At 68.5% G+C, this 20,287-nt stretch carries 17 protein-coding genes; 15 read left to right on the forward strand and 2 right to left on the reverse strand.

What is annotated here, in order from left to right; all coding sequences use genetic code 11:
• Nucleotides 1-204 precede the first annotated feature (204 nt).
• The 6 genes from P5G46_RS00005 (at nt 205) to P5G46_RS00030 (ending at nt 8,015) form a co-directional block, all read left to right on the forward strand.
• Complete coding sequence (locus tag P5G46_RS00005; RefSeq protein WP_239276789.1) at nt 205-1,413, forward strand: MFS transporter; 1,209 nt, start codon at nt 205-207, stop codon at nt 1,411-1,413.
• A gap of 88 nt (nt 1,414-1,501) precedes the next feature.
• Entirely contained in the window at nt 1,502-3,790 is a 2,289-nt protein-coding gene (treS, locus tag P5G46_RS00010; protein ID WP_408904685.1) for a maltose alpha-D-glucosyltransferase, read from the forward strand.
• A 39-nt stretch (nt 3,791-3,829) separates the two neighbouring features.
• Complete coding sequence (locus P5G46_RS00015; protein ID WP_408904686.1) at nt 3,830-4,381, forward strand: GIY-YIG nuclease family protein; 552 nt, start codon at nt 3,830-3,832, stop codon at nt 4,379-4,381.
• 54 nt (nt 4,382-4,435) lie between these two features.
• Complete coding sequence (locus P5G46_RS00020; RefSeq protein WP_408904687.1) at nt 4,436-5,125, forward strand: hypothetical protein; 690 nt, start codon at nt 4,436-4,438, stop codon at nt 5,123-5,125.
• Between the two features lie 113 nt (nt 5,126-5,238).
• Nucleotides 5,239-6,870, forward strand: coding sequence for a sensor histidine kinase (locus P5G46_RS00025; protein ID WP_408904688.1), 1,632 nt, complete (start codon nt 5,239-5,241; stop codon nt 6,868-6,870).
• Entirely contained in the window at nt 6,852-8,015 is a 1,164-nt protein-coding gene (locus P5G46_RS00030; RefSeq protein ID WP_239276795.1) for a nucleotidyl cyclase domain-containing protein, read from the forward strand. The genes P5G46_RS00025 and P5G46_RS00030 overlap by 19 nt, the downstream gene beginning before the upstream one ends.
• Before the next feature lie 8 nt (nt 8,016-8,023).
• Here the strand turns inward: P5G46_RS00030 and P5G46_RS00035 are convergent, their stop codons facing one another.
• Nucleotides 8,024-8,410 carry a response regulator transcription factor gene (locus tag P5G46_RS00035; RefSeq protein ID WP_408904689.1) on the reverse strand — a complete coding sequence of 129 codons (387 nt, stop codon included), beginning with the start codon at nt 8,408-8,410 and terminating at the stop codon, nt 8,024-8,026.
• Nucleotides 8,411-8,515: 105 nt separating this feature from the next.
• Here P5G46_RS00035 and coaE point away from each other — a divergent pair, with 105 nt between their 5' ends.
• From coaE to P5G46_RS00050, 3 genes are all read left to right on the forward strand, one after another.
• Nucleotides 8,516-9,112 (forward strand): dephospho-CoA kinase, encoded by a 597-nt coding sequence (coaE, locus tag P5G46_RS00040; protein WP_408904690.1) that lies wholly within the window; start codon nt 8,516-8,518, stop codon nt 9,110-9,112.
• 84 nt (nt 9,113-9,196) lie between these two features.
• On the forward strand, nt 9,197-11,266 hold the full coding sequence (gene uvrB, locus P5G46_RS00045) for an excinuclease ABC subunit UvrB (RefSeq protein WP_239276798.1): 2,070 nt from the start codon (nt 9,197-9,199) through the stop codon (nt 11,264-11,266).
• Between the two features lie 34 nt (nt 11,267-11,300).
• The gene (locus P5G46_RS00050; protein WP_239276799.1) at nt 11,301-11,723 is read left to right on the forward strand and encodes a VOC family protein; all 423 of its coding nucleotides are present in this window, start codon (nt 11,301-11,303) and stop codon (nt 11,721-11,723) included.
• A gap of 69 nt (nt 11,724-11,792) precedes the next feature.
• On the opposite strand, the gene P5G46_RS00055 is transcribed toward P5G46_RS00050, so the two are convergent.
• The gene (locus P5G46_RS00055; RefSeq protein WP_239276800.1) at nt 11,793-12,029 is read right to left on the reverse strand and encodes a hypothetical protein; all 237 of its coding nucleotides are present in this window, start codon (nt 12,027-12,029) and stop codon (nt 11,793-11,795) included.
• Between the two features lie 35 nt (nt 12,030-12,064).
• On the opposite strand from P5G46_RS00055, the gene P5G46_RS00060 reads away from it, so the two are divergent.
• The 6 genes from P5G46_RS00060 to P5G46_RS00085 all read left to right on the forward strand — a co-directional run bounded on the left by P5G46_RS00060 (nt 12,065) and on the right by P5G46_RS00085 (nt 20,246).
• Complete coding sequence (locus P5G46_RS00060) at nt 12,065-12,499, forward strand: MarR family winged helix-turn-helix transcriptional regulator (protein ID WP_239276801.1); 435 nt, start codon at nt 12,065-12,067, stop codon at nt 12,497-12,499.
• 97 nt (nt 12,500-12,596) lie between these two features.
• Nucleotides 12,597-15,536: an excinuclease ABC subunit UvrA gene (gene uvrA / locus P5G46_RS00065; RefSeq protein ID WP_408904691.1), complete on the forward strand. Its 2,940-nt coding sequence runs from the start codon at nt 12,597-12,599 to the stop codon at nt 15,534-15,536.
• Nucleotides 15,537-15,539: 3 nt separating this feature from the next.
• Entirely contained in the window at nt 15,540-17,483 is a 1,944-nt protein-coding gene (gene uvrC / locus P5G46_RS00070; RefSeq protein ID WP_375095686.1) for an excinuclease ABC subunit UvrC, read from the forward strand.
• Between the two features lie 29 nt (nt 17,484-17,512).
• A complete protein-coding gene (rapZ, locus tag P5G46_RS00075; protein WP_239276838.1) occupies nt 17,513-18,391 on the forward strand; it encodes an RNase adapter RapZ in 879 nt (292 codons plus the stop codon).
• Nucleotides 18,392-18,474: 83 nt separating this feature from the next.
• Complete coding sequence (gene whiA, locus P5G46_RS00080) at nt 18,475-19,452, forward strand: DNA-binding protein WhiA (RefSeq protein ID WP_239276804.1); 978 nt, start codon at nt 18,475-18,477, stop codon at nt 19,450-19,452.
• A gap of 167 nt (nt 19,453-19,619) precedes the next feature.
• Nucleotides 19,620-20,246 (forward strand): superoxide dismutase, encoded by a 627-nt coding sequence (locus P5G46_RS00085; RefSeq protein WP_239276805.1) that lies wholly within the window; start codon nt 19,620-19,622, stop codon nt 20,244-20,246.
• The last annotated feature ends 41 nt before the right edge of the window (nt 20,247-20,287 follow it).

The following is a 20,287-nucleotide window of genomic DNA, read 5'->3' on the forward strand; positions in this document are numbered from 1 at the left end:
CGCCGATGGTACTGCAGGGGGGACCCTGTGGGAGAGTAGGACACCGCCGGACTTCTTCACACGAAATGGCCACCCAATGCTGGGTGGCCATTTCGCATATACGGACACATCGTCGTTTCGGCGTCGGCCGTCCCCGCACCAGTGGGGGCGCCCGGCGCCGTCGTCGTTTCTTCAGAAGAGTGTTTCCCTGGGTAGGGTCGCATCGTGAGCGACTTCGCGGGGCATCTTCCGGGGAGCCGCGACTACCGCCGGCTCCTGGTCGGTCTGTTCTTCGGGGGAGTCGCCACGTTCGCGCAGCTGTACGCGACGCAGGCGTTGCTCCCGCAGATCGCCTCCGACACCGGCGCGGATGCCGCGACGGTGGCGCTGACCGTGTCGGCATCCACCTTCGGCCTTGCGGCGGCGGTCATCCCGTGGTCCGTCGTGGCGGATCGCGTCGGCCGCGTGCCCGCAATGGCGGTCGGGATCGTGGCCGCCACGGTTCTCGGCGGACTTGCTCCGTTGGCGCCTGACGTCGGTGTTCTCCTGGCACTACGCCTGGGGGAGGGGGTGGCGCTCGGGGCCGTTCCGGCGGTCGCCCTCGCGTATCTGAGCGAGGAAGTCGACGTGCGCCATGTCGCCGCGGCGGCCGGTTCCTACATCGCGGGCACGACGGTGGGCGGACTGAGCGGGCGTCTGTTGTCCGGTCCGGTGGGCGAGCTCTTCGGTTGGCGATGGGGGGTCGGTTCCGTCATCGTGCTGTGCGCGCTGGCATCCGCCGTGTTCCTGGCGCTGGTGCCTCGCGCTCGTGGCTTCGTGCCGGGCCGGTCGGCGCTGGTGGCCGGACCGTCCCTCGCCGCACGCCTGCGCACGAACCTGCGCTCTCCGGTGCAGCTCGCCCTGTATGCGCAAGGTTTCCTTCTCATGGGTGCATTCGTGGCCGTGTACAACTATCTCGGTTTCCACCTGCGAGAAGCGCCGTTTCTGCTCGCTCCGGGCGCGGTCACGCTCCTGTTCCTCGCCTACCTGGCGGGCACCGTCTCCTCGCCCCGTGCCGGCGTCCTGGCGGTGCGCCGGGGGAGATTCACGGTGTTGATCGGCTCGATCGGTGTCATGGCGCTCGGCGCGGTGATTCTGGTGGTGCCCTTCACCCCCGCGGTCGTCGCCGGTCTCATCGTGTTCACCGCGGGCTTCTTCGCGGCTCACGCGGTGGCGTCGGGCTGGACGCCGATCGCCGCGGAGCCCCAGGCGCGCGCGCAGGCGTCGTCGCTGTACTACCTCGGGTACTACGGCGGCTCGAGTGTGTTCGGGTGGGCTCTCGGAATCGTGTATGCCGGCGTCGGATGGGAGGCGTTCGTCGCTGTAGTCGTCGTCCTCTGCGGGCTCGGGGCTGTCCTCGCCTCGCTGGCCTTGCGTCCGAAGCATGCCGGCTGAGGCGGGGGTTTGCGCGCCCGGGTCAATCCCTCACCACGATGTCACCGATGGCGACTAGCGTCGTTACGACGACATGAGGAGGTCGCGAGTGGATGACGCCGACGAGCTGACGACAGCACGGACGCCGCACGACGGTATCGACGACGGAACGGCCGAGGACTCTGCCGAACCCGTGGTCGAGATCAGCTACGACGAACAACGCTATCCGGCCCGCCCCCGACGTCTGCGACCGCGAGACCAGTTCCGCGGCGGCACACTGCGCCGTTTCCTGACGGATCCGCGCAACGCCAACGGAGCGAACCCGTCGTATGTGGAGTGGCTGGTTCGCCAGTCGATGCTGAAGGATGCCGATGTGCTCAGCCGGCAGCTCTCCGGGCAGCCGTCGATGTGGCGCAATCCCTACGCCCGCCCCGATGCGCGGCGAGCCATCGAATCCACGGATGTCTGGTTCACCGCGTACCCGATCTCCCTCATGGCGCGTCCCGGCGAGTCCTTCCTCGATGCGCTCGGCGACGAAGCCCTGTGGGAGGCCTTCGAATGGGTCGGCATCAATGGCATCCACACGGGCCCCGTCAAGCGCGCCGGTGGCATCAGCGGGTGGCAGGAAACGCCCAGCGTGGACGGTCACTTCGACCGCATCAGCACGCAGATCGACCCTGAGTTCGGCGATGAGAACGCTTTCCGGCGTATGGCGGACGTGGCCGACGCGCACGGCGGCAGTGTGATCGACGACATCGTTCCCGGTCACACCGGCAAGGGAGCGGACTTCCGGCTCGCCGAGATGGCGTACAAGGACTACCCCGGCATTTACCACATGGTCGAGATTCCGCGCGAGGACTGGAGCCTCCTTCCCGAGGTTCCCGCCGGTCGCGATTCGGTCAATCTGGATGCCGACACCGAACGCGAACTGAGCGCCCGGGGCTACATCATCGGCGAGTTGCAGCGCGTCATCTTCTACACCCCGGGGGTGAAGGAGACCAACTGGAGCGCAACGGCGCCGGTCGTCGGCACGGACGGACTCGAGCGCCGATGGGTCTATCTGCACTATTTCAAGGAGGGACAGCCCTCGATCAACTGGCTGGACCCCACCTTCGCGGGTATGCGCCTCGTCATCGGAGACGCCCTGCACTCCCTCGGCGACCTCGGGACGAGTGCGCTCCGACTGGACGCCAATGGATTCCTGGGCGTCGAGAAGAGCGCGGAGGGGCTGCCGGCGTGGTCGGAGGGTCATCCGCTCTCGCACGCCGCGAACCACATCATCGCCGGGATGGTGCGCAAGGTCGGGGGATTCACTTTCCAGGAGCTCAACCTCACCATCGAAGACATCCGTGACACCGGCGCCGTGGGTGCCGACCTGTCGTATGACTTCGTGACCCGGCCCGGATACCACCACGCTCTCGCGACAGCGAACACCGAGTTCCTCCGGCTCGCCCTGACGACCGCGCTGGAGACGGGGGTCGAGCCGGTGCAGCTCGTCCACGGCATGCAGAACCACGACGAGCTGACCTACGAGCTCGTGCACTGGGCCACCACGCATCGCGACACGGTCTACCCGTTCCGACACGGGGAATCGACCGGAGCGGAGATCGCCGAGACCGTCCGCGCCGAGTTGACGCAGGCTCTGACCGTCGACGCGGACTACAACCTGGTCTTCACGCAGAACGGCATCGCGTGCACGACCGCCTCGCTCATCGCGGCGACCCAGGGGAAGGCCACCCTCGACGCCATCACGGACGCCGATGTCCCGGCTATCCGCGACGCTCACCTCCTGCTCGCCAAGTACAACTCGTGGCAGCCGGGTGTGTTCGCGCTGTCGGGCTGGGACCTCACGGGGTCGCTCACGCTCCCCGCCGACGAGGTGCGGCACCTGATCGCCTCGGGCGACACCCGCTGGATCGAGCGCGGTGCGCACGACCTGCTCGATGTCGCTCCGGATGCGTCCACGTCGGCATCGGGGATGCCGCGGGCGCGGGCGCTCTACGGCTCGCTCGCGCGGCAGCAGGCCGATCCCGAGTCGTTCCTCACAGGCCTGCGGGACATCCTGAAGATCCGCAGCGAGAACGGGATCGCCGTGGCATCCCAGGTCGACATCCCGCAGGTGGGGCACCCGAGCATGCTCGTCATGGTGCACCGGCTCGACGGCGGAGACCGTCGCCTCGAGGACGCACCACTGCAGATCACGGTGCTCAACTTCTCGGGAGAGAGCATCGAGGGGACGGTCCGGTCGGAGTGGCTGGTTCCGCAGAGCACCGCCGTCGATGCCGCCACCGGCGATGTCGTGGGTCGCGTCGATGAACTGCAGAGCTTCGCCCTCGAGCTGGGGCCGTACGCGGGCCTGTTCCTCCGTATGCAGGCGCCGGAGGTGGCCGAAGACTGACCCCGGCGGCATGTCGGTGGTCGGACATACGCTTCGCGCATGAGCAAGGTGTCGTGCGTCGTACCCGGGTGCCGTGTCTCTGTCGCGTTCGATGCCCCGCTCGACCTGTGCGACGAGCATCTCTCCGTTGCAGCCGAGTGGGCGGGGCGGCGTGACGGCGTGACGGATGTCTTGCCCACGCCCTGCCGGCTGTGCGGGTCGCGGCTCGGCGTGCGCTGGCCGACCGGATGGCTGTGCGCGGTGTGCGAGTGGCGCCACGGGGAGCCGCTCGACACTGACCTTCCGCCGCCGCGCGTCGACGTCGTCTACTACGTGCGGTTCCGCGACCGCATCAAGATCGGGACGAGCGCTCAGCCACGTCAGCGGCTCCGTGCGATACGGCACGACGAGCTCCTCGCGCTCGAACGCGGCGATCGCTCGCTCGAAAGGCGCCGTCATCTCCAGTTCGCGTCCGAGCGACTCGGGGGGTCCGAGTGGTTCGCTCGGAGCGAGGCCCTCGACACCCACATCGCAGCGTTGGCGGGAGGTGTCACCGATCCCTGGGACCTCTTCGCGCGGTGGACGAGCGAAGCCTTCGCCCGCCAAGGATGAGAGACTCTCGCCCCCGCCGCGTGGCTCAGGGGACTCCAAGGCGACCGTTCTACGGTGAGATCCCCTCACCCCGGGAAGGTACTCATGGGCTTCCTCGACCGACTCTTCGGCGGCGACGACCGTCGTCGCACGACCGCCCCCACCGCGGCGCATGCGCCCGGAAGCCACTCGAGTGGCGACGAACGCTACTCGCCCCCGCCGCCGCCGGGTGATCCGACATCCGCTTCCGCGTCGACACGTGAGGACGCGCAGGCCGTCGAGCGCTATCGATATCTTCTGCGCACCGCCCCGCCGGAGACGGTCGAGCAGGTGCACGCGGAGGCCTTCGGCCGCTTGACCCCCGCACAGCGTCAGCAAGTGTTGCAGGAGCTGTCGGCCGGTCTGCCCGCCTCGGAACGACCGACCTCCGACGACCCCGGGTCGCTCGCGCGCGCCGCGACGCGTGCCGAGTACACGCGTCCCGGATTCATGGAACGCACGTTCGGTGGGCGCTCCTTCGGCGGAGGAAGCGCGGGCCCGGGCTTCGGATCGATGCTCGGAGCGTCGATGCTGGGGACGATCGGAGGCTACGTCATCGGTTCCGCTCTTGTCGGATCGCTCTTCGACCCGGGGTACGCCGCGGGCTTCGAGGACGGAATGGCCGCCGACGGCGGCGACGCGGCCGCTCTGGACGATCCCGGCATGACCGACGCGGGAGGATTCGGCGATTTCGGCGGCGACCTCGGCGGCGATTTCGGGTTCTGACGACCCTCCGGGCGTACAGCTCCCGACGTCCTGACCAGGGGGCGCACGCCGACACCGGCCCGCACCGCGTGGGCACCACCCCGTCGGCCTGCGCGCGCGATATGGTCGAGGCCATGTCCGGCTCGTCGCCGAGCGAGCGGCTCGGTCTGCATCGCAGCCTGCTGACCAATCAATTGCTGCAGGCGGCTGCCGCAATCCTCGCCGCGGCCGTGACCTCATTCCTCGGACAGATCCAGGACGTCACTTTGTTCGTCTCGGGCGCGGGCATCGTCTTCACCTGCGCCGCAGTCATCGTCCTGTCACCGCGAGATCGTTTGCCGTCATGGATCGCGCTCGCCGTGCCCGTCATCGACGTGATCGCGATCGGGCTGATGCGCGGTAGTGCGCCCGTCGCCGGGATCGGCCTGCTCTGGGCGTTTCCCGCGATATGGATCGGTGCGGCCTTCGGCATCCGCGGTGTGATCGGCGTGACCGTTGCCGTGTCGGCCATCATCACCTACCAGGCCTTCGACGAGTCGCACCGCGTTGCCGCGTCGACGTTCGTGCTGCCCTTCACGCTCGCGGCCCTGGCGACCATGTCGCACTTCGCCACGCAGCGCACGCGGGCGCAACGATCGCTCCTGGAGAAGCAGTCGGCGGAACTGCGGCGCTCCCTCGAGCGCGCACGCCGACAGGAGGACCTCGTCACCGAGGTGCTCGACGCCGTCGACTTCGGCGTCATCCACATCACGCCGGGTGGCGAGTTCGCGGTGAGCAACGAAGCCCATGCTCGTCTTCAAGCCGGCACCGACGCCGTCGGGCCGTCCTCCGCCGTGTTCGCCGCGGACGGCATCACCCCCCTGGAGTCGCGGCAGACTCCGTTCGCGCGCGCGCGCGCCGGCGAGGTCTTCGACGGCGAGCTCGTCTGGTACGGGATGCCGGGTGAGGATCGACGCGCGCTGAACGTGACCGTTCGACGCCTGCGTCCGCGCGACGGAGCAGATGGCGGCCGGGTCGTGGTCTCGAGAGACGTGACCGCGGAGGAGACGGCGCTGCGCGCTCGCGAAGACCTCGTGGCGAGCGTGTCCCACGAACTCCGCACCCCGCTCACCTCGATCATCGGCTATCTCGAACTCGCTCTCGACGACGACCGCCTCGAGCCCTCGACCCGTGAGCAACTGGAGATCGCCGAGCGCAACGCCATCCGGCTCAGGGAGCTCGTAGCCGACATCCTGGCGGTATCGGCAGCGTCCCGGCACGGGGTCGGCTTCGCCCTGCAGCCTGCTCCGGCGGATCTCGAAGCCATCGTTCGGGCCGCCGTCACGTCGGTCGCTCCCCGCGCGGCGGCACAGGGCATTGAGATCGATGCGAGCGCGGTGCGGTCGTGCCCCACCGTCGTCGATGCGCACCGCCTGCGGCAGGTGGTCGACAACCTGCTGTCGAACGCGGTGAAGTACAACCGCCGGGGCGGACGTGTGACCGTGACCGTCGATCGGGAGGAGGACACCGTGGTCCTCCGCGTCGCGGACGACGGTCCCGGTATCTCCCCGAGTGAACAGGGGCGGATCTTCGAGCGGTTCTTCCGGGCGGATGCCGTTCGCAACTCCACGGTGCACGGCAGCGGCCTCGGTCTCGCGATCAGCCGCGACATCGCGCGCGCCCACGGCGGCGACATCACGGTAGCGACGCAACCGGGCAGAGGTTCGGTGTTCACGGTGCGTCTGCCCCACAAGGAAGGAGCGGCGTCATGGTCCTCGATGTCCTGAGCCTGCAGATGGCGGCGTCGCTGGTCATCGTGGTGTCGGCAGTGATGTACCTGCTGGACACGCTGATGCTCAAGGATGCGCTGCCGGGCCGGCTGTGGGCCACCGCCTTCCTCTCCGGCGTATTCTCGGCGGTCGCGTACCTGGTCTGGATCGCCGTGCCCGGAGCGTTCATCGCCATCGCGCTGGGCAACGGCGCCTTCGTCGCGGCAACCGCATTCATCTGGTTGGGAAGCGTCGCCTTCAACGGCCGGCCGCTCCGCGTCCCCGTCGTGGTCACCGCGGTCGCGCTGGTCGGTGTCGTCATCGCCGCGCTCGTCGAGGGGTCCCGCGCTGGGGACTGGGCCGGGGCGGTCCCGCTGTTCCTCGCCAACGCGCTGTTCGCCGTCCTCGGCGCGATCGAGACGCGCCGCGGTGCCATCGCTCGACGATGGAGTGCAGCCGGATTGACCGTCATCATGGGCATCGAGGCCGTGTGGTTCAGCCTGCGAACGGTCGTGTTCCTGGCGCAGGGTCCCGACAGCGAGGTCTTCCAGACGTACTTCGGTACGAGTGTCTCGGCATTCCTCACGATGGCGCTGGTCGTCGCCGCCGTCGTCGTCACCTCGGTGCTCCGCACGAACGAGTCCGCGTTGCGGGGCAACCCCGAGACCCGTCAGCTGATCGTCGATCGGTCCGGGGTGCTGCTGCGGGAGTCGTTCGGGGCGGTCCTGACGATCCTCGTGGCTCGCGCCGACGCCGCCGGCGAAGACCTGTGCGTCATCGGCATCCGGGTGGACGATCTGCGTCGCGTGGCCACCGCGTTCGGTCCGGAAGAAGCGGAGGACATGGCGCGTGCCTTCCGTGCCTCCGTGCGCCGACATGCCCCCACCATGGCGCTGGTGGGGGTGACGGACGCGACGGGTCTGTCCGTCGCCTTCTCCACCCCTCCCGCCACGGACCATCGTCGGCTCGTCCGAGTGCTCCACGAACGCCTCGTGGACGATCTGTCCGACCTGGGCACTTCGGTCGTGCCGGTGGTCGGGATCGGGGTCGCGCTGGCGTCGGAGGACGGGCGGGACGGTCCGACGCTCGTCGACCGCGCCGATGCGAAGGCGCGTCACGCGGCCATGAGCGGCGAGCAACCGTTCGGCTTCGCGGCGGAGTGACGGTCCGGTCAGCCTTCGTCGCCGGGCGGCAGTTCATCGGCGAGCGCCTGAACGCGCGCACGCAGCTCACGCGGACGGAACGGCTTGGTGAGGTAGTCGTCGGCGCCGGCCTCGCGGGCGAGGCGTTCTTCCGTGGCATCCACTCGGGCGCTCACCATGAGGATGCGCGTCTCGCTGAACTCGCGGATGCGTCGCGCCGTCGCGAAGCCGTCAAGTCCCGGCATGCTCACGTCGAGCGTCGTGACAGCCGGGTCGCTGCGGCGGACGGCCTCGATGCCGGACAACCCGTCGGCTGCGGGGTGCACCGAGAAGCCGTGGGGCTCGAGTATCGCGATGATGAGTGATCGGATGTCGACATCGTCTTCGATGACGACCACGACGTTCGGATTCGGCATGATGACACCCTCGCGCCGGTCGGAAGGCGCAGACGCGGCCCTGAGGCGATGTTAGACCACGCAGGCGGCCCGGGGACCCCGGGGCTGCTGTGGCATCCTCGAGGGGTGACCCTCCTCGCACTGACCGGCGGAATCGCCTCGGGCAAGTCGACGATCGCGACGATGCTCGCCGAACGAGGAGCGGTGGTGGTCGACGCGGATGCCATCGTGCGCGACGTCCAGTCCCCGGGGTCGCCGGTGCTGGCGGCCATCGTCGCGGAGTTCGGTGGTGACGTGCTGCGGCCGGACGGCAGCCTCGATCGTCCCGTCCTCGGGGCGCAGGTCTTCGGGCACCCCGAGCGGCTGGCGACCCTGAACGCCCTGGTGCACCCCGCAGTCCGGGAGGAGTCGCAGCGCCGTTTCCGCGCGGCGTTCGACGCCGACGCCGACGCGGTCGTGGTGTATGACGTGCCGTTGCTCGCGGAGTCTCGGGGCACGGGGGAGTGGGATCTCGTGGTGGTGGCTCACGCGCCCGCCGAGCAGCGGGTGCAGCGGCTCGTCTCGCAGCGCGGATTCACCGAAGCCGACGCCCGCGCGCGCATCGCGGCGCAGGTCGGTGACGACGAGCGCCTCGCCCTGGCCGACGTCGTGATCGACACGGCCGGCGACGTGGATGCCACTCGCCGACAGGTGGACGATCTCTGGGAGCGCCTTCGCGCCTGATCGTCCTGCCTGCGGTCGGGGCTGCTCGCGCACGGCGAACGCAGACCCGCCCTCGATGTCGGAGGCCCCACCTACGCTGGAGGCATGCAGGCCACGCGTTCCGTCCGCCCGTTCGAGGTCGTCAGCGAATACTCGCCCTCGGGTGATCAGCCCCAGGCGATCGCCGACCTCGCCGCGCGCATCAACGCCGGCGAGACCGATGTCGTGCTGCTCGGTGCCACGGGAACGGGAAAATCGGCGACGACCGCGTGGCTGGTCGAAGCCGTGCAGCGTCCGACGCTCGTTCTCGCCCACAACAAGACCCTCGCGGCGCAGCTCGCGAACGAGTTCCGTGAACTCATGCCTCACAACGCCGTCGAGTACTTCGTCTCGTATTACGACTACTACCAGCCCGAGGCGTATGTCCCCCAGACCGATACGTTCATCGAGAAGGACTCGTCGATCAACGCCGAGGTCGAGCGTCTCCGCCACTCGACGACGAACTCGCTGCTGTCGCGCCGTGACGTCGTGGTCGTGTCGACCGTCTCGTGCATCTACGGCCTCGGGGCGCCAGAGGAGTACCTGCGAGCGATGGTCGCCCTGCAGGTGGGGGAGCGGTACGACCGTGATGCGCTCATCCGGAAGTTCATCGCGATGCAGTACAACCGCAACGACGTCGACTTCTCGCGCGGGAACTTCCGCGTCCGCGGCGACACGATCGAGATCATCCCCGTGTACGAGGAGTACGCGATCCGCATCGAGATGTTCGGTGACGAGATCGAGGCGCTCTACACGCTGCATCCGCTCACGGGCGACGTCATCCAGAAGATGGATTCGGTGCCGATCTTCCCCGCGTCGCACTACGTCGCGGGAACCGACACGGTGCAACGTGCGATCGGCACGATCGAGCACGAGCTCGGTGAGCGTCTGAAGGAACTCGAGTCGCAGAACAAGCTGCTCGAGGCGCAACGACTGCGGATGCGTACGACGTTCGACCTCGAGATGCTGCAACAGCTCGGATTCTGCTCGGGCATCGAGAACTATTCGCGGCACCTCGACGGGCGCAATGCCGGTGACCCGCCGCACACGCTCCTGGACTTCTTCCCGGACGACTTCCTCCTCGTCATCGACGAGTCGCACGTGACGGTTCCGCAGATCGGCGCGATGTACGAGGGCGACGCGTCCCGCAAACGGACGCTCGTAGAACACGGGTTCCGTCTCCCGAGTGCGATGGACAATCGCCCCCTGCGCTGGGACGAGTTCAAGAACCGTATCGGACAGACCGTGTACCTCTCGGCGACCCCCGGCCGGTACGAGATGGGTATCGCCGACGGGGTGGTCGAGCAGATCATCCGGCCGACGGGGCTCGTCGATCCCGAGATCGTGGTGAAGCCGTCGAAGGGGCAGATCGACGACCTTCTGGAGCAGATCCGCATCCGTGTGGACCGCGACGAGCGCGTGCTGGTGACCACCCTCACCAAGAAGATGGCCGAGGAACTGACCGACTTCCTCGGCGAGCACGGTGTGCGGGTCCGATACCTGCACTCCGACGTCGACACGCTGCGTCGCGTGGAGCTCCTGACCGAGTTGCGCGCCGGCGTCTACGATGTCCTCGTCGGCATCAATCTCCTGCGTGAGGGTCTCGACCTGCCCGAGGTCTCGCTCGTGGCGATCCTGGATGCCGACAAGGAGGGGTTCCTTCGCAGCGGGACGTCCCTCATCCAGACGATCGGTCGTGCCGCGAGAAACGTCTCCGGTGAAGTGCACATGTACGCGGACAAGATCACCGATTCCATGCAGAGCGCGATCGACGAGACCGAGCGGCGCCGCGAGAAGCAGATCGCCTACAACAAGGAGAAGGGCATCGATCCGCAGCCGTTGCGGAAGAAGATCGCCGACATTACCGAGGTACTCGCTCGTGAGGCGTCCGACACGCGGAGCCTCTTGTCGCGCAACGACAAGGCGGGCAAAGGCAAGTCGCCGACACCGCAGCTGCGCCGCACCGGGATCGCCGCCGAGGGCGCCGATCAACTGGAGTCGACGATCGCCGACCTCACGCAGCAGATGCTCGCGGCCGCCAGCGAACTGAAGTTCGAGCTGGCCGGACGTCTCCGCGACGAAGTGCAGGACCTCAAGAAGGAGCTGCGCGCGATGGAACGCGCCGGCCACGCCTGACCGGCGATTCGCGACGAGCGACGGAGAGACGGCGATGGAGCAGCGGATCTCCCTGGTCACGCTCGGGGTGAGCGATCTCGATCGCGCCCTGAGCTTCTACCGTCAGCTGGGGTGGCGCGAGCACCCGTCGTCGGTCGAGGGCGACGTCGCCTTCTTCGACGCCGGCGGAATGGTCGTCGCGTTATGGGCGCGCGACGAGCTCGCGGCGGACTCGATGGTGGTGGATCCGGGCGGCTGGGGTGGTGTGGCACTCGCACACAACGTGCGCACCGCCGATGAGGTGGACGCGATCCTCGAGGCGGCGGTCGCGGCCGGCGCCCACCTCGGCCGCGCGGGTGCGCCCACATCGTGGGGCGGATACTCGGGGGTCTTCCTCGATCCCGAAGGTCACCCCTGGGAGATCGCGGTCAACCCCGACTGGCCGTTGGACGACGCCGGCCGTCCGCACCTTCGTTAGCCGGGGAGGTCACGTGCCCGGTGCGGCATCCCGCGACCCCGCGGCGGCTGCCGCCATCGCCGCTCGACTTCAGGGACAGTGCAGCAGGGGCTTCGGACCAGTGCGGTCGACGCTGTGCGCGGACATCGGGTGGCCGCACAACGGACACGGACGCTCCGTCCGCACCGGCTCGGGTGTCGTTTCGTACGGGCCGACAGAGGCCGGGCCGGCGACCCGGATCAGTCGCGTGTTGAGGTACTGGTACCACCCGCCGGCGGCCCGAACGCGTTCGCGGAGCGGGGGTCGGTCGGCATCTCTGTGTGCCATGATTATTAGTGTACTAACGATTGAGGGGTCCGCGCGTGGATGATCCGCTGCGATTGGAAAACCAAGTCTGCTTCGCGCTGGTCACGGCGGCCCGCAACATCGTGTCGGTCTACCGGCCGGTGCTCGAACCGCTCGGGCTGACGCACCCGCAGTACCTGGTCATGCTCGCCCTGTGGGAGCGCGCTCCCCGGTCGTTGGGGGCTCTCGCCGTCGAACTGGCGATGGAGCCGGCGACGCTCTCCCCCCTCGTGAAGAGGCTCGAGGCGCAAGGACGTGTGCGCCGCGCGCGCCGGGTCGACGATGAGCGGGTCCTCGACATCGACCTCACCGACGAGGGTCGTGCTCTGCGCGATCGCGCGCTCGCGGTGCCCGCCCAGATCATGGCCCGCGTCGGGGTCGACGAGCGCGCGCTCGAGGCGTTGCGCGACGGGCTCGCCCCCTTCGCGAAGGGGATCGACCCCGCGCCGTGAGACGCTTCCGGTCGCGGCGGCAGCGTCGCCGCGGGCGTCCGTGTGCGCCCGGGGCGAACCCGGGACCGATGTCGGAGGGGGAACCTAGACTTGTCGGGTGCCCATCGTTCCTGTCTCGTCCCCCGGAAACACCAGCGGAAAGCTCAGTGTTCGCGGTGCCCGCGTTCACAATCTGAAGAACGTCGACCTCGACATTCCGCGTGACTCGCTCGTGGTGTTCACCGGCCTCTCGGGGTCGGGGAAGTCGAGCCTGGCGTTCGACACGATCTTCGCCGAAGGTCAGCGCCGGTACGTCGAGTCGCTGAGCGCCTACGCGCGCCAGTTCCTCGGGCAGGTCGACCGGCCCGACGTCGACTTCATCGAGGGGCTGAGTCCCGCGGTATCGATCGACCAGAAGTCGACCAACCGCAACCCGCGCTCGACCGTCGGCACGATCACCGAGATCCACGACTACATGCGTCTGCTGTGGGCGCGTATCGGTGTGCCGCACTGCCCCGACTGTGGGGCGCGCATCCAGCGGCAAACGGTCCAGCAGATCGCCGACCAGCTGATGGAGCTGCCCGACCGCACGCGGTATCAGATCGTCGCCCCCGTCGTCACGCAGAAGAAGGGGGAGTTCGTCGACCTCTTCAAGGAGCTGAGCGCCAAGGGATACGCGCGCGCGGTCGTGGACGGCGAGCTGATCCAGCTCGCGGAGCCGCCCACGCTGAAGAAGAGCTACAAGCACGACATCGCCGTCGTGGTCGACCGACTGGTGGCATCCAGCGACATTCTGAGCCGTGTGACCGACTCGGTCGAGACCGCCCTCGGACTTGCGGGCGGCATCATGCAGGTCAACTTCGTCGACGAGGAGGGGGATGCCGCGTGGCAGTCGTTCTCTGAGAAGCTGGCCTGCCCGAACGGTCACCCACTGCAGCTCACCGAGATCGAGCCGCGGACGTTCTCGTTCAACGCGCCGTTCGGGGCCTGCCCCGTGTGCTCGGGTCTCGGCACCCGCATGTCGGTCGACGTCGACCTGATGCTCGGAGACGAAGACCTGTCGATCCGAGACGGGGCGATCCTGCCGTGGACGACGCAGGGCAAGGGACTCTTCCAGTACTACGAGCGTCTGCTCGAAGGGCTCGCTCGCGATCTCGACTTCTCCCTTGACACTCCGTGGAAGAAGCTGTCGAAGGACGTGCAGAACGCCGTGCTGCGCGGAGAGAACTACAAAGTCACCGTCAAGTGGAAGAACCGCTACGGGCGCGAGATGCGGTACTCGTCCGGCTTCGAGGGCGTCGTGCCGTACATCGAGCGTCAGTACCTGCAGGCCGAGTCCGACACGCAACGCCAGCGCTGGTCGGAGTACCTGCGCGAGGTGCCGTGCGCGGTGTGCGACGGCGACCGCCTCAAGCCCGAGGTCCTCGCGGTGCTCGTCGACGGAACGTCCATCGCGGCGGCGTCGCGAATGAGTCTCGCCGACGCGCGCGAGTTCTTCTCGAAGCTGACCCTGACCGACCGCGAGGCCACCATCGCGGCCGCGGTCCTGCGCGAGATCCGCGCGCGTTTGGACTTCCTGCTGCAGGTCGGACTGAACTACCTCAGCCTCGGGCGCGCCGCCGGCACGCTCTCCGGCGGTGAAGCGCAGCGTATCCGTCTCGCCACCCAGATCGGATCGGGTCTGACGGGCGTGCTGTACGTGCTGGACGAACCGTCGATCGGCCTGCACCAGCGCGACAACCGTCGCCTGATCCAGACGCTCGAGACCCTGCGCGACCTCGGGAACACGCTCATCGTCGTCGAACACGACGAAGAGACCATCCACGCGGCCGATTGGATCGTCGACATCGGTCCTCGCGCCGGTGTCGACGGCGGCAACGTCGTGCATTCCGGCCCCCTCGCGCAACTGCTCGACGACTCTCGCTCCCTGACGGGCGCCTATCTCTCGGGGCGCCGATCGATCGAGGCGCCGGCGACGCGCCGCAAGGTCGACAAGAAGCGCCAGATCACGGTCGTGGGGGCCCGCGAGAACAACCTCCAGAACGTGACGGTCGATTTCCCGCTCGGAGTGCTGACGTCGGTGACCGGGGTCAGCGGGTCGGGGAAGTCGACGCTGGTCAACGGCATCCTGTACGAAGTGCTCGCCTCCAAGCTCAACGGTGCCCGGCGCGTGCCGGGCAAGCACACCCGGGTCACCGGTCTCGACAACCTCGACAAGGTCGTGCACGTCGATCAGGCGCCCATCGGGCGCACGCCGCGCTCCAACCCGGCGACCTACACCGGGGTGTTCGACCGGATCCGGACGCTGTTCAGCGAGACGCCCGAGGCCAAGGTGCGGGGCTACCAGGCCGGTCGCTTCAGCTTCAACGTCAAGGGCGGGCGCTGCGAGGCGTGCTCGGGCGACGGCACGCTCAAGATCGAGATGAACTTCCTGCCCGACGTGTACGTCGACTGCGAGGTGTGTCACGGCAAGCGCTACAACCGCGACACCCTGGCCGTGCACTACAAGGGCAAGAACATCGCCGAGGTGCTCGAGATGCCGATCTCGGAGGCCGCGGAGTTCTTCGAGCCGATCCAAGCGATCCACCGCTACCTCAAGACCCTCGTCGACGTGGGTCTCGGCTATGTCCGGCTCGGGCAGTCCGCCACCACCCTCTCCGGGGGCGAGGCGCAGCGCGTCAAGCTCGCGACCGAGCTCCAGCGGCGCAGCAACGGGCGGTCGATCTACGTGCTCGACGAGCCCACGACGGGTCTGCACTTCGAAGACGTGTCGCTGCTCCTGAAGGTGCTCAACGGCCTCGTCGACAAGGGCAACACCGTGATCGTCATCGAGCACAACCTCGATGTCATCAAGAGCTCCGACTGGGTCATCGACCTCGGTCCCGAGGGCGGTGCCGGTGGGGGAACGATCGTGGCGACGGGGACACCCGAGCAGGTCGCGATGGTGAGCGAGAGTCACACGGGGGCGTTCCTCGCCGAGCTCCTCGAGACCGGTCGCACCGGTGCGCAGCGCAACACCGCCGAGCGCGAGCCGGAACTGGCCCGCGCGGGAGTCTGAGTCGTGGCATCCCGAGAACGGGTGTCGCACCTGCCCTATCGTCCGAAGCCGGGCGAAATCCCCACCAACCCGGGGGTGTACCGGTTCCGCGACGCCGAGGGGCGCGTGCTGTACGTCGGCAAGGCGAAGAACCTCCGGGCGCGTCTGTCGAACTACTTCGCTCCGCTGTACTCGCTGCACGAACGCACACGGCGGATGGTGACCACGGCTGCGTCGGTCGAGTGGACGGTCGTGCCCAGCGACGTCGACTCGCTGCAGCTGGAGTACATGTGGATCAAGGAGTTCGATCCGCCGTTCAACGTGCGCTATCGCGACGACAAGTCGTACCCCTTCATGGCGATCACCCTCGCCGACGAGGCCCCGCGCGTGATCGTCACGAGGAACCCGAAGATCCGGGGCGCGAAGTACTTCGGTCCGTACCCGAAGGTGTGGGCCGTTCACGACACGATCGACCTGATGATCAAGGTCTTCCCGATCCGCACCTGTAGCGACGCCTCTTACAAGAAGGCGATGCAATCGGGGCGCCCGTGCTTCCCCGGCCAGATCGGGCGATGCGGCGGGCCGTGCTCGATGAAGGTCACGATCGCGGAGCATCGGGCGATGGTCGACGACTTCGTCGCTTTCATGTCTGGCGGTGACCAGCGCTTCACCAAGGCGCTGACGGCGCGCATGATGGAGGCCTCCGCCGCGATGGACTACGAGGCCGCGGCGCGCTACCGCGACAAGCTGCAGGCCATCGACGCCGTCCTCGGCAAGAGCGCGCTGGTGCTGCCCGCCGACACGGATGCCGACCTCTTCGGTATCGCCGAGGACGAACTGGCCGCGACGGTGCAGCACTTCGTCGTCCGCGGCGGGCGTGTCCGGGGCGTGCGCGCGACGACGATCGAGAAAGAGATCGACATCTCCGGTGCCGAGCTCGTCGATCAGGTGCTGCAGCGCACCTACGGCGACGCGGCGGCCGCTGACATCCCGCGTCAGGTGCTGGTGCCCGAGCTTCCCGACGACGCCGAGCAGCTCGAGGCCTGGTTGCGTGAGCGGCGCGGGCGACCCGTCTCTCTGCAGGTGGCCCAGCGGGGTCCGAAGTCCGATCTGCTCAAGACCGCGACGCTCAACGCCCAACAGGCGCTCATGCTGCACAAGACCCGGCGCACGAGCGACTACGTCGCCCGCTCGCAAGCGCTCACCGATCTGCAGGAAGCACTGGGACTCGCCGAAGCGCCGCTGCGCATCGAGTGCTACGACGTCTCCCATCTCGCCGGCACCAACGTCGTGGCATCCATGGTCGTGTTCGAGGACGGGTTGCCGCGCAAAGACCAGTACCGCTCCTTCGGAGTCGCCGAGACCACCGACGACACCGACTCTCTGTATCAGGTGCTGACCCGGCGGCTGGCCTACCTCGACCGGCCCGACGACGATGAGCGCGAGACGGTGGGCGGAGCGATCGTCGCGGATGCCGAAAGCCCCGAGGCCACGGCCGAGGGCGAGGTCGTGACCACCCGCAAACGGCCGCGGTTCGCCTACCGACCGCAGCTCCTCGTCGTCGACGGCGGTCAGCCGCAGGTGGCGGCGGCCGCCCGCGCTCTCGCCGACGCCGGCCACGAGGAGATCGCGCTGTGCGGCATCGCCAAGCGCCTCGAGGAGGTCTGGCTGCCGGGCGAGGATTACCCGGTGATCCTTCCGCGGACGTCGGAGGCGCTGTATCTGCTGCAGCGACTGCGCGACGAGGCGCATCGCTTCGCGATCACGCACCAGCGCAAGCGCCGCAAGCGCGACATCTCCAGCGTGCTGACCGAGGTGCCGGGTCTCGGAGAAGCGCGCATCAAGGCACTGCTGCGCCACTTCGGTTCGGTGACGGCGTTGAAGAACGCCACGCCCGAGGAGATCACCGCGCTTCCCGGCATCGGTCCGACCCTGGCGGAGGCGATCCACGCCCGGTTGTCTCGCTAGGCTGGGAACCCGACGGAAGGGCGATGGTCATGCAGGCGGAACGGGACATGCCCGGCGAGGTGCTGATCGTCACGGGGATGTCGGGCGCCGGTCGATCGACGGTCGCCAACGCCCTGGAAGACCTGGACTGGTACGTCGTCGACAATCTCCCGCCGCGCATGCTGCGGCCCCTGCTCGAGCTCACCGAGCGTGCGGGCGGGGCCGTTCCGCGCGTGGCCGTCGTCGTCGACGTGCGCGGACGCTCGCTCTTCGGCGACCTGCCCGAGGCAATGCGGGCCCTGCAGGCCGCGCGCCAGGTGCGGGTGGTGTTCCTGGATGCCTCCGATGCGGTGCTCGTGCGTCGATTCGAAGCCGTGCGGCGTCCGCATCCGCTGCAGGGTGACGGCACGATCCTCGATGGCATCCGGCGCGAGCGTGAGCGTCTCACCCCCGTGCGCGAGGCAGCCGACGTCGTGATCGACACCTCGACCTACAACGTGCACCAGCTGTCGCTGCGGACCGTCCAGCTCTTCGGCGAGGAGGGCGCCGCGCGGCACACGCTGACCCTGATGAGCTTCGGCTTCAAGTACGGACTGCCCACCGACGTGGATCTCGTCGCGGACATGCGGTTCCTGCCGAATCCGTTCTGGAACGAAGACCTGCGCCCTCTCACGGGGGAAGACCCCGCCGTGCGCGAGTTCGTATTGGGGCAAGAGGGTGCGCAGGACTTCCTCGACTCCTATGCGGCGGCCCTGAGGCCCGTTCTGGCCGGTTACGAGCGCGAGAACAAGCGCCATTCCGTGGTCGCGATCGGGTGCACCGGGGGCAAGCACCGCTCCGTGGTCATGGCGCGCGAACTGGCCGCTCGCCTCTCGAACGAGCCGGGGGTCGCCGTCCGGGTGACTCACCGTGACCTCGGCCGCGAGTAGGCTGTACCCTCGTCCCCGCCGCCGCGACAGCCCCACCCGCGCTGACGCCGGCGTTGCCCCACCGTCCTGAACCGAGGAGAACCGTGCCGCTGACCGCCGACGTGAAGGCCGAGCTGATCACCGTACGCGACCCGCGTCCGACGGCGCGCGTCGCCGAGCTCACGGCGATCCTGCGCTTCTCCGGCGGTCTGCACTCGATCGCGAACCGCGTCGCGGTCGAGGCGGAGCTGGACTCAGACATCCTCGCGCGGCGGGTCGCTCGCGACCTGATGGAGCTCTACGGCGTGCGCCCCGAACTGCATCACGTGCAGGGCTCCGGCGGACGCACCGGCGGCCACTTCGCCGTGCGCGTCATCGAGGCCGGCGAAACGCTCGCGCGGCAGACCGGGCTCCTCGATCAGCGCCGGCGTCCCGTGCGCGGCCTGCCGAACAAGCTCACCACGGGTTCGCGTCCCGATCTCAGCGCGATCTGGCGCGGCGCGTTCCTCGCCAGCGGTTCGCTGAGCGACCCGGGCCGCTCGGCCGCTCTGGAGATCTCCTGCCCGTCGTCCGAGGCCGCCATGGCGCTCGTGGGCGCGGGGCACCGCATCGGCATCCCGGCCAAGGCTCGCGAGGTGCGCGGTGTTCCGCGCGTCGTGGTGCGCGACGGTGAGGCGATCCGCGGGGCCCTGTTCGAGATGGGGGCCCGACGCACGGCGGGGGAGTGGGACCAGATGCGCCAGCGGCGCGAGGTCCGCGCGGGCGTGAACAGGCTCGTCAATTTCGACGACGCGAACCTGCGCCGGTCCGCGCAGGCGGCCGTGGCCGCGTGCGCCCGCGTCGAGCGAGCGCTGGAGATCCTGGGCGACGAGGTTCCCGCCCATCTGCAGCAGGCCGGCGAGCTTCGTCTGGCCCACCGCGATGCGAGCCTCGACGAGCTCGGCCACCACGCCGACCCGCCGCTGACGAAGGACGCTGTCGCCGGGCGCATCCGTCGTCTCCTGGCGATGGCGGACAAGAAGGCCGAGGCCGAAGGCATCCCCGGAACCGAGTCCGCCGTCCCGGTGGGCGCCGAGGACTGATCGCCCACGATGACGAACGGATGCCGACACCCGGCATCCGTTCTTCCGTTACTGCGCGTCATCCGGGGAAGCAACCCCGTGGTCGGTGCGTTGCCTCTCACTAGGATGAAGACGTCACCCTCGCTGCGCCGAGGTCTCGGTGCGGCGCCGATTCGGAAGTAGAGAACATGGCGAAGTACACGCTGCCCGAACTGCCCTACGACTACTCCGCGCTGGAGCCCCACATCAGCGCGACCATCATGGAGCTGCACCACAGCAAGCACCACCAGACGTACGTCAACGGCGCGAACACCACGCTCGACCTCCTCGCCGAAGCGCGCGAGAAGGGCGATTTCGCGAACATCAACCGTCTGCAGAAGGACCTCGCGTTCAACCTCGGCGGCCACACGAACCACTCCATCTTCTGGACGAACCTGTCGCCCAACGGTGGCGACAAGCCCACCGGCGACCTCGAGGCGGCGATCGACGACCAGTTCGGTTCGTTCGATGCGTTCCGCGGCCAGTTCACCGCCGCCGCCCTCGGCGTGCAGGGCTCGGGCTGGGCCGGCCTGTTCTGGGACTCGATCGGCCAGAACCTCGTCATCCAGCAGTTCTTCGACCAGCAGGGGCAGATCGTCGCGGGCACCGTGCCGCTGCTTCTCCTCGACGTCTGGGAGCACGCCTACTACCTCGACTACAAGAACGTGCGCGCCGACTACGTCAAGGCGTTCTGGAACATCGCCAACTGGGCCGATGCGCAGGAGCGCTTCGCGGCCGCCCGTGAGAAGACTGCGGGTCTGCTGGTACTGTCGTAAACGGTGTGGGCGTCCCGGCGGGACACCCCGCCGGGACGCCG

The organism is Microbacterium mcarthurae, from assembly GCF_046064585.1.
GTDB classification, from domain to species: domain Bacteria; phylum Actinomycetota; class Actinomycetes; order Actinomycetales; family Microbacteriaceae; genus Microbacterium; species Microbacterium mcarthurae.

Bases quoted from the DNA above. Each gene is read 5' to 3' on its own strand.
- P5G46_RS00055 (WP_239276800.1), bottom strand. From the start codon at position 12,029: ATGGCACACAGAGATGCCGACCGACCCCCGCTCCGCGAACGCGTTCGG.
- rapZ (WP_239276838.1), top strand. From the start codon at position 17,513: ATGCAGGCGGAACGGGACATGCCCGGCGAGGTGCTGATCGTCACGGGG.
- P5G46_RS00085 (WP_239276805.1), top strand. From the start codon at position 19,620: ATGGCGAAGTACACGCTGCCCGAACTGCCCTACGACTACTCCGCGCTG.
- P5G46_RS00050 (WP_239276799.1), top strand. From the start codon at position 11,301: ATGGAGCAGCGGATCTCCCTGGTCACGCTCGGGGTGAGCGATCTCGAT.
- P5G46_RS00035 (WP_408904689.1), bottom strand. From the start codon at position 8,410: ATGCCGAATCCGAACGTCGTGGTCGTCATCGAAGACGATGTCGACATC.
- P5G46_RS00015 (WP_408904686.1), top strand. From the start codon at position 3,830: ATGAGCAAGGTGTCGTGCGTCGTACCCGGGTGCCGTGTCTCTGTCGCG.
- P5G46_RS00030 (WP_239276795.1), top strand. From the start codon at position 6,852: ATGGTCCTCGATGTCCTGAGCCTGCAGATGGCGGCGTCGCTGGTCATC.
- P5G46_RS00025 (WP_408904688.1), top strand. From the start codon at position 5,239: ATGTCCGGCTCGTCGCCGAGCGAGCGGCTCGGTCTGCATCGCAGCCTG.
- uvrB (WP_239276798.1), top strand. From the start codon at position 9,197: ATGCAGGCCACGCGTTCCGTCCGCCCGTTCGAGGTCGTCAGCGAATAC.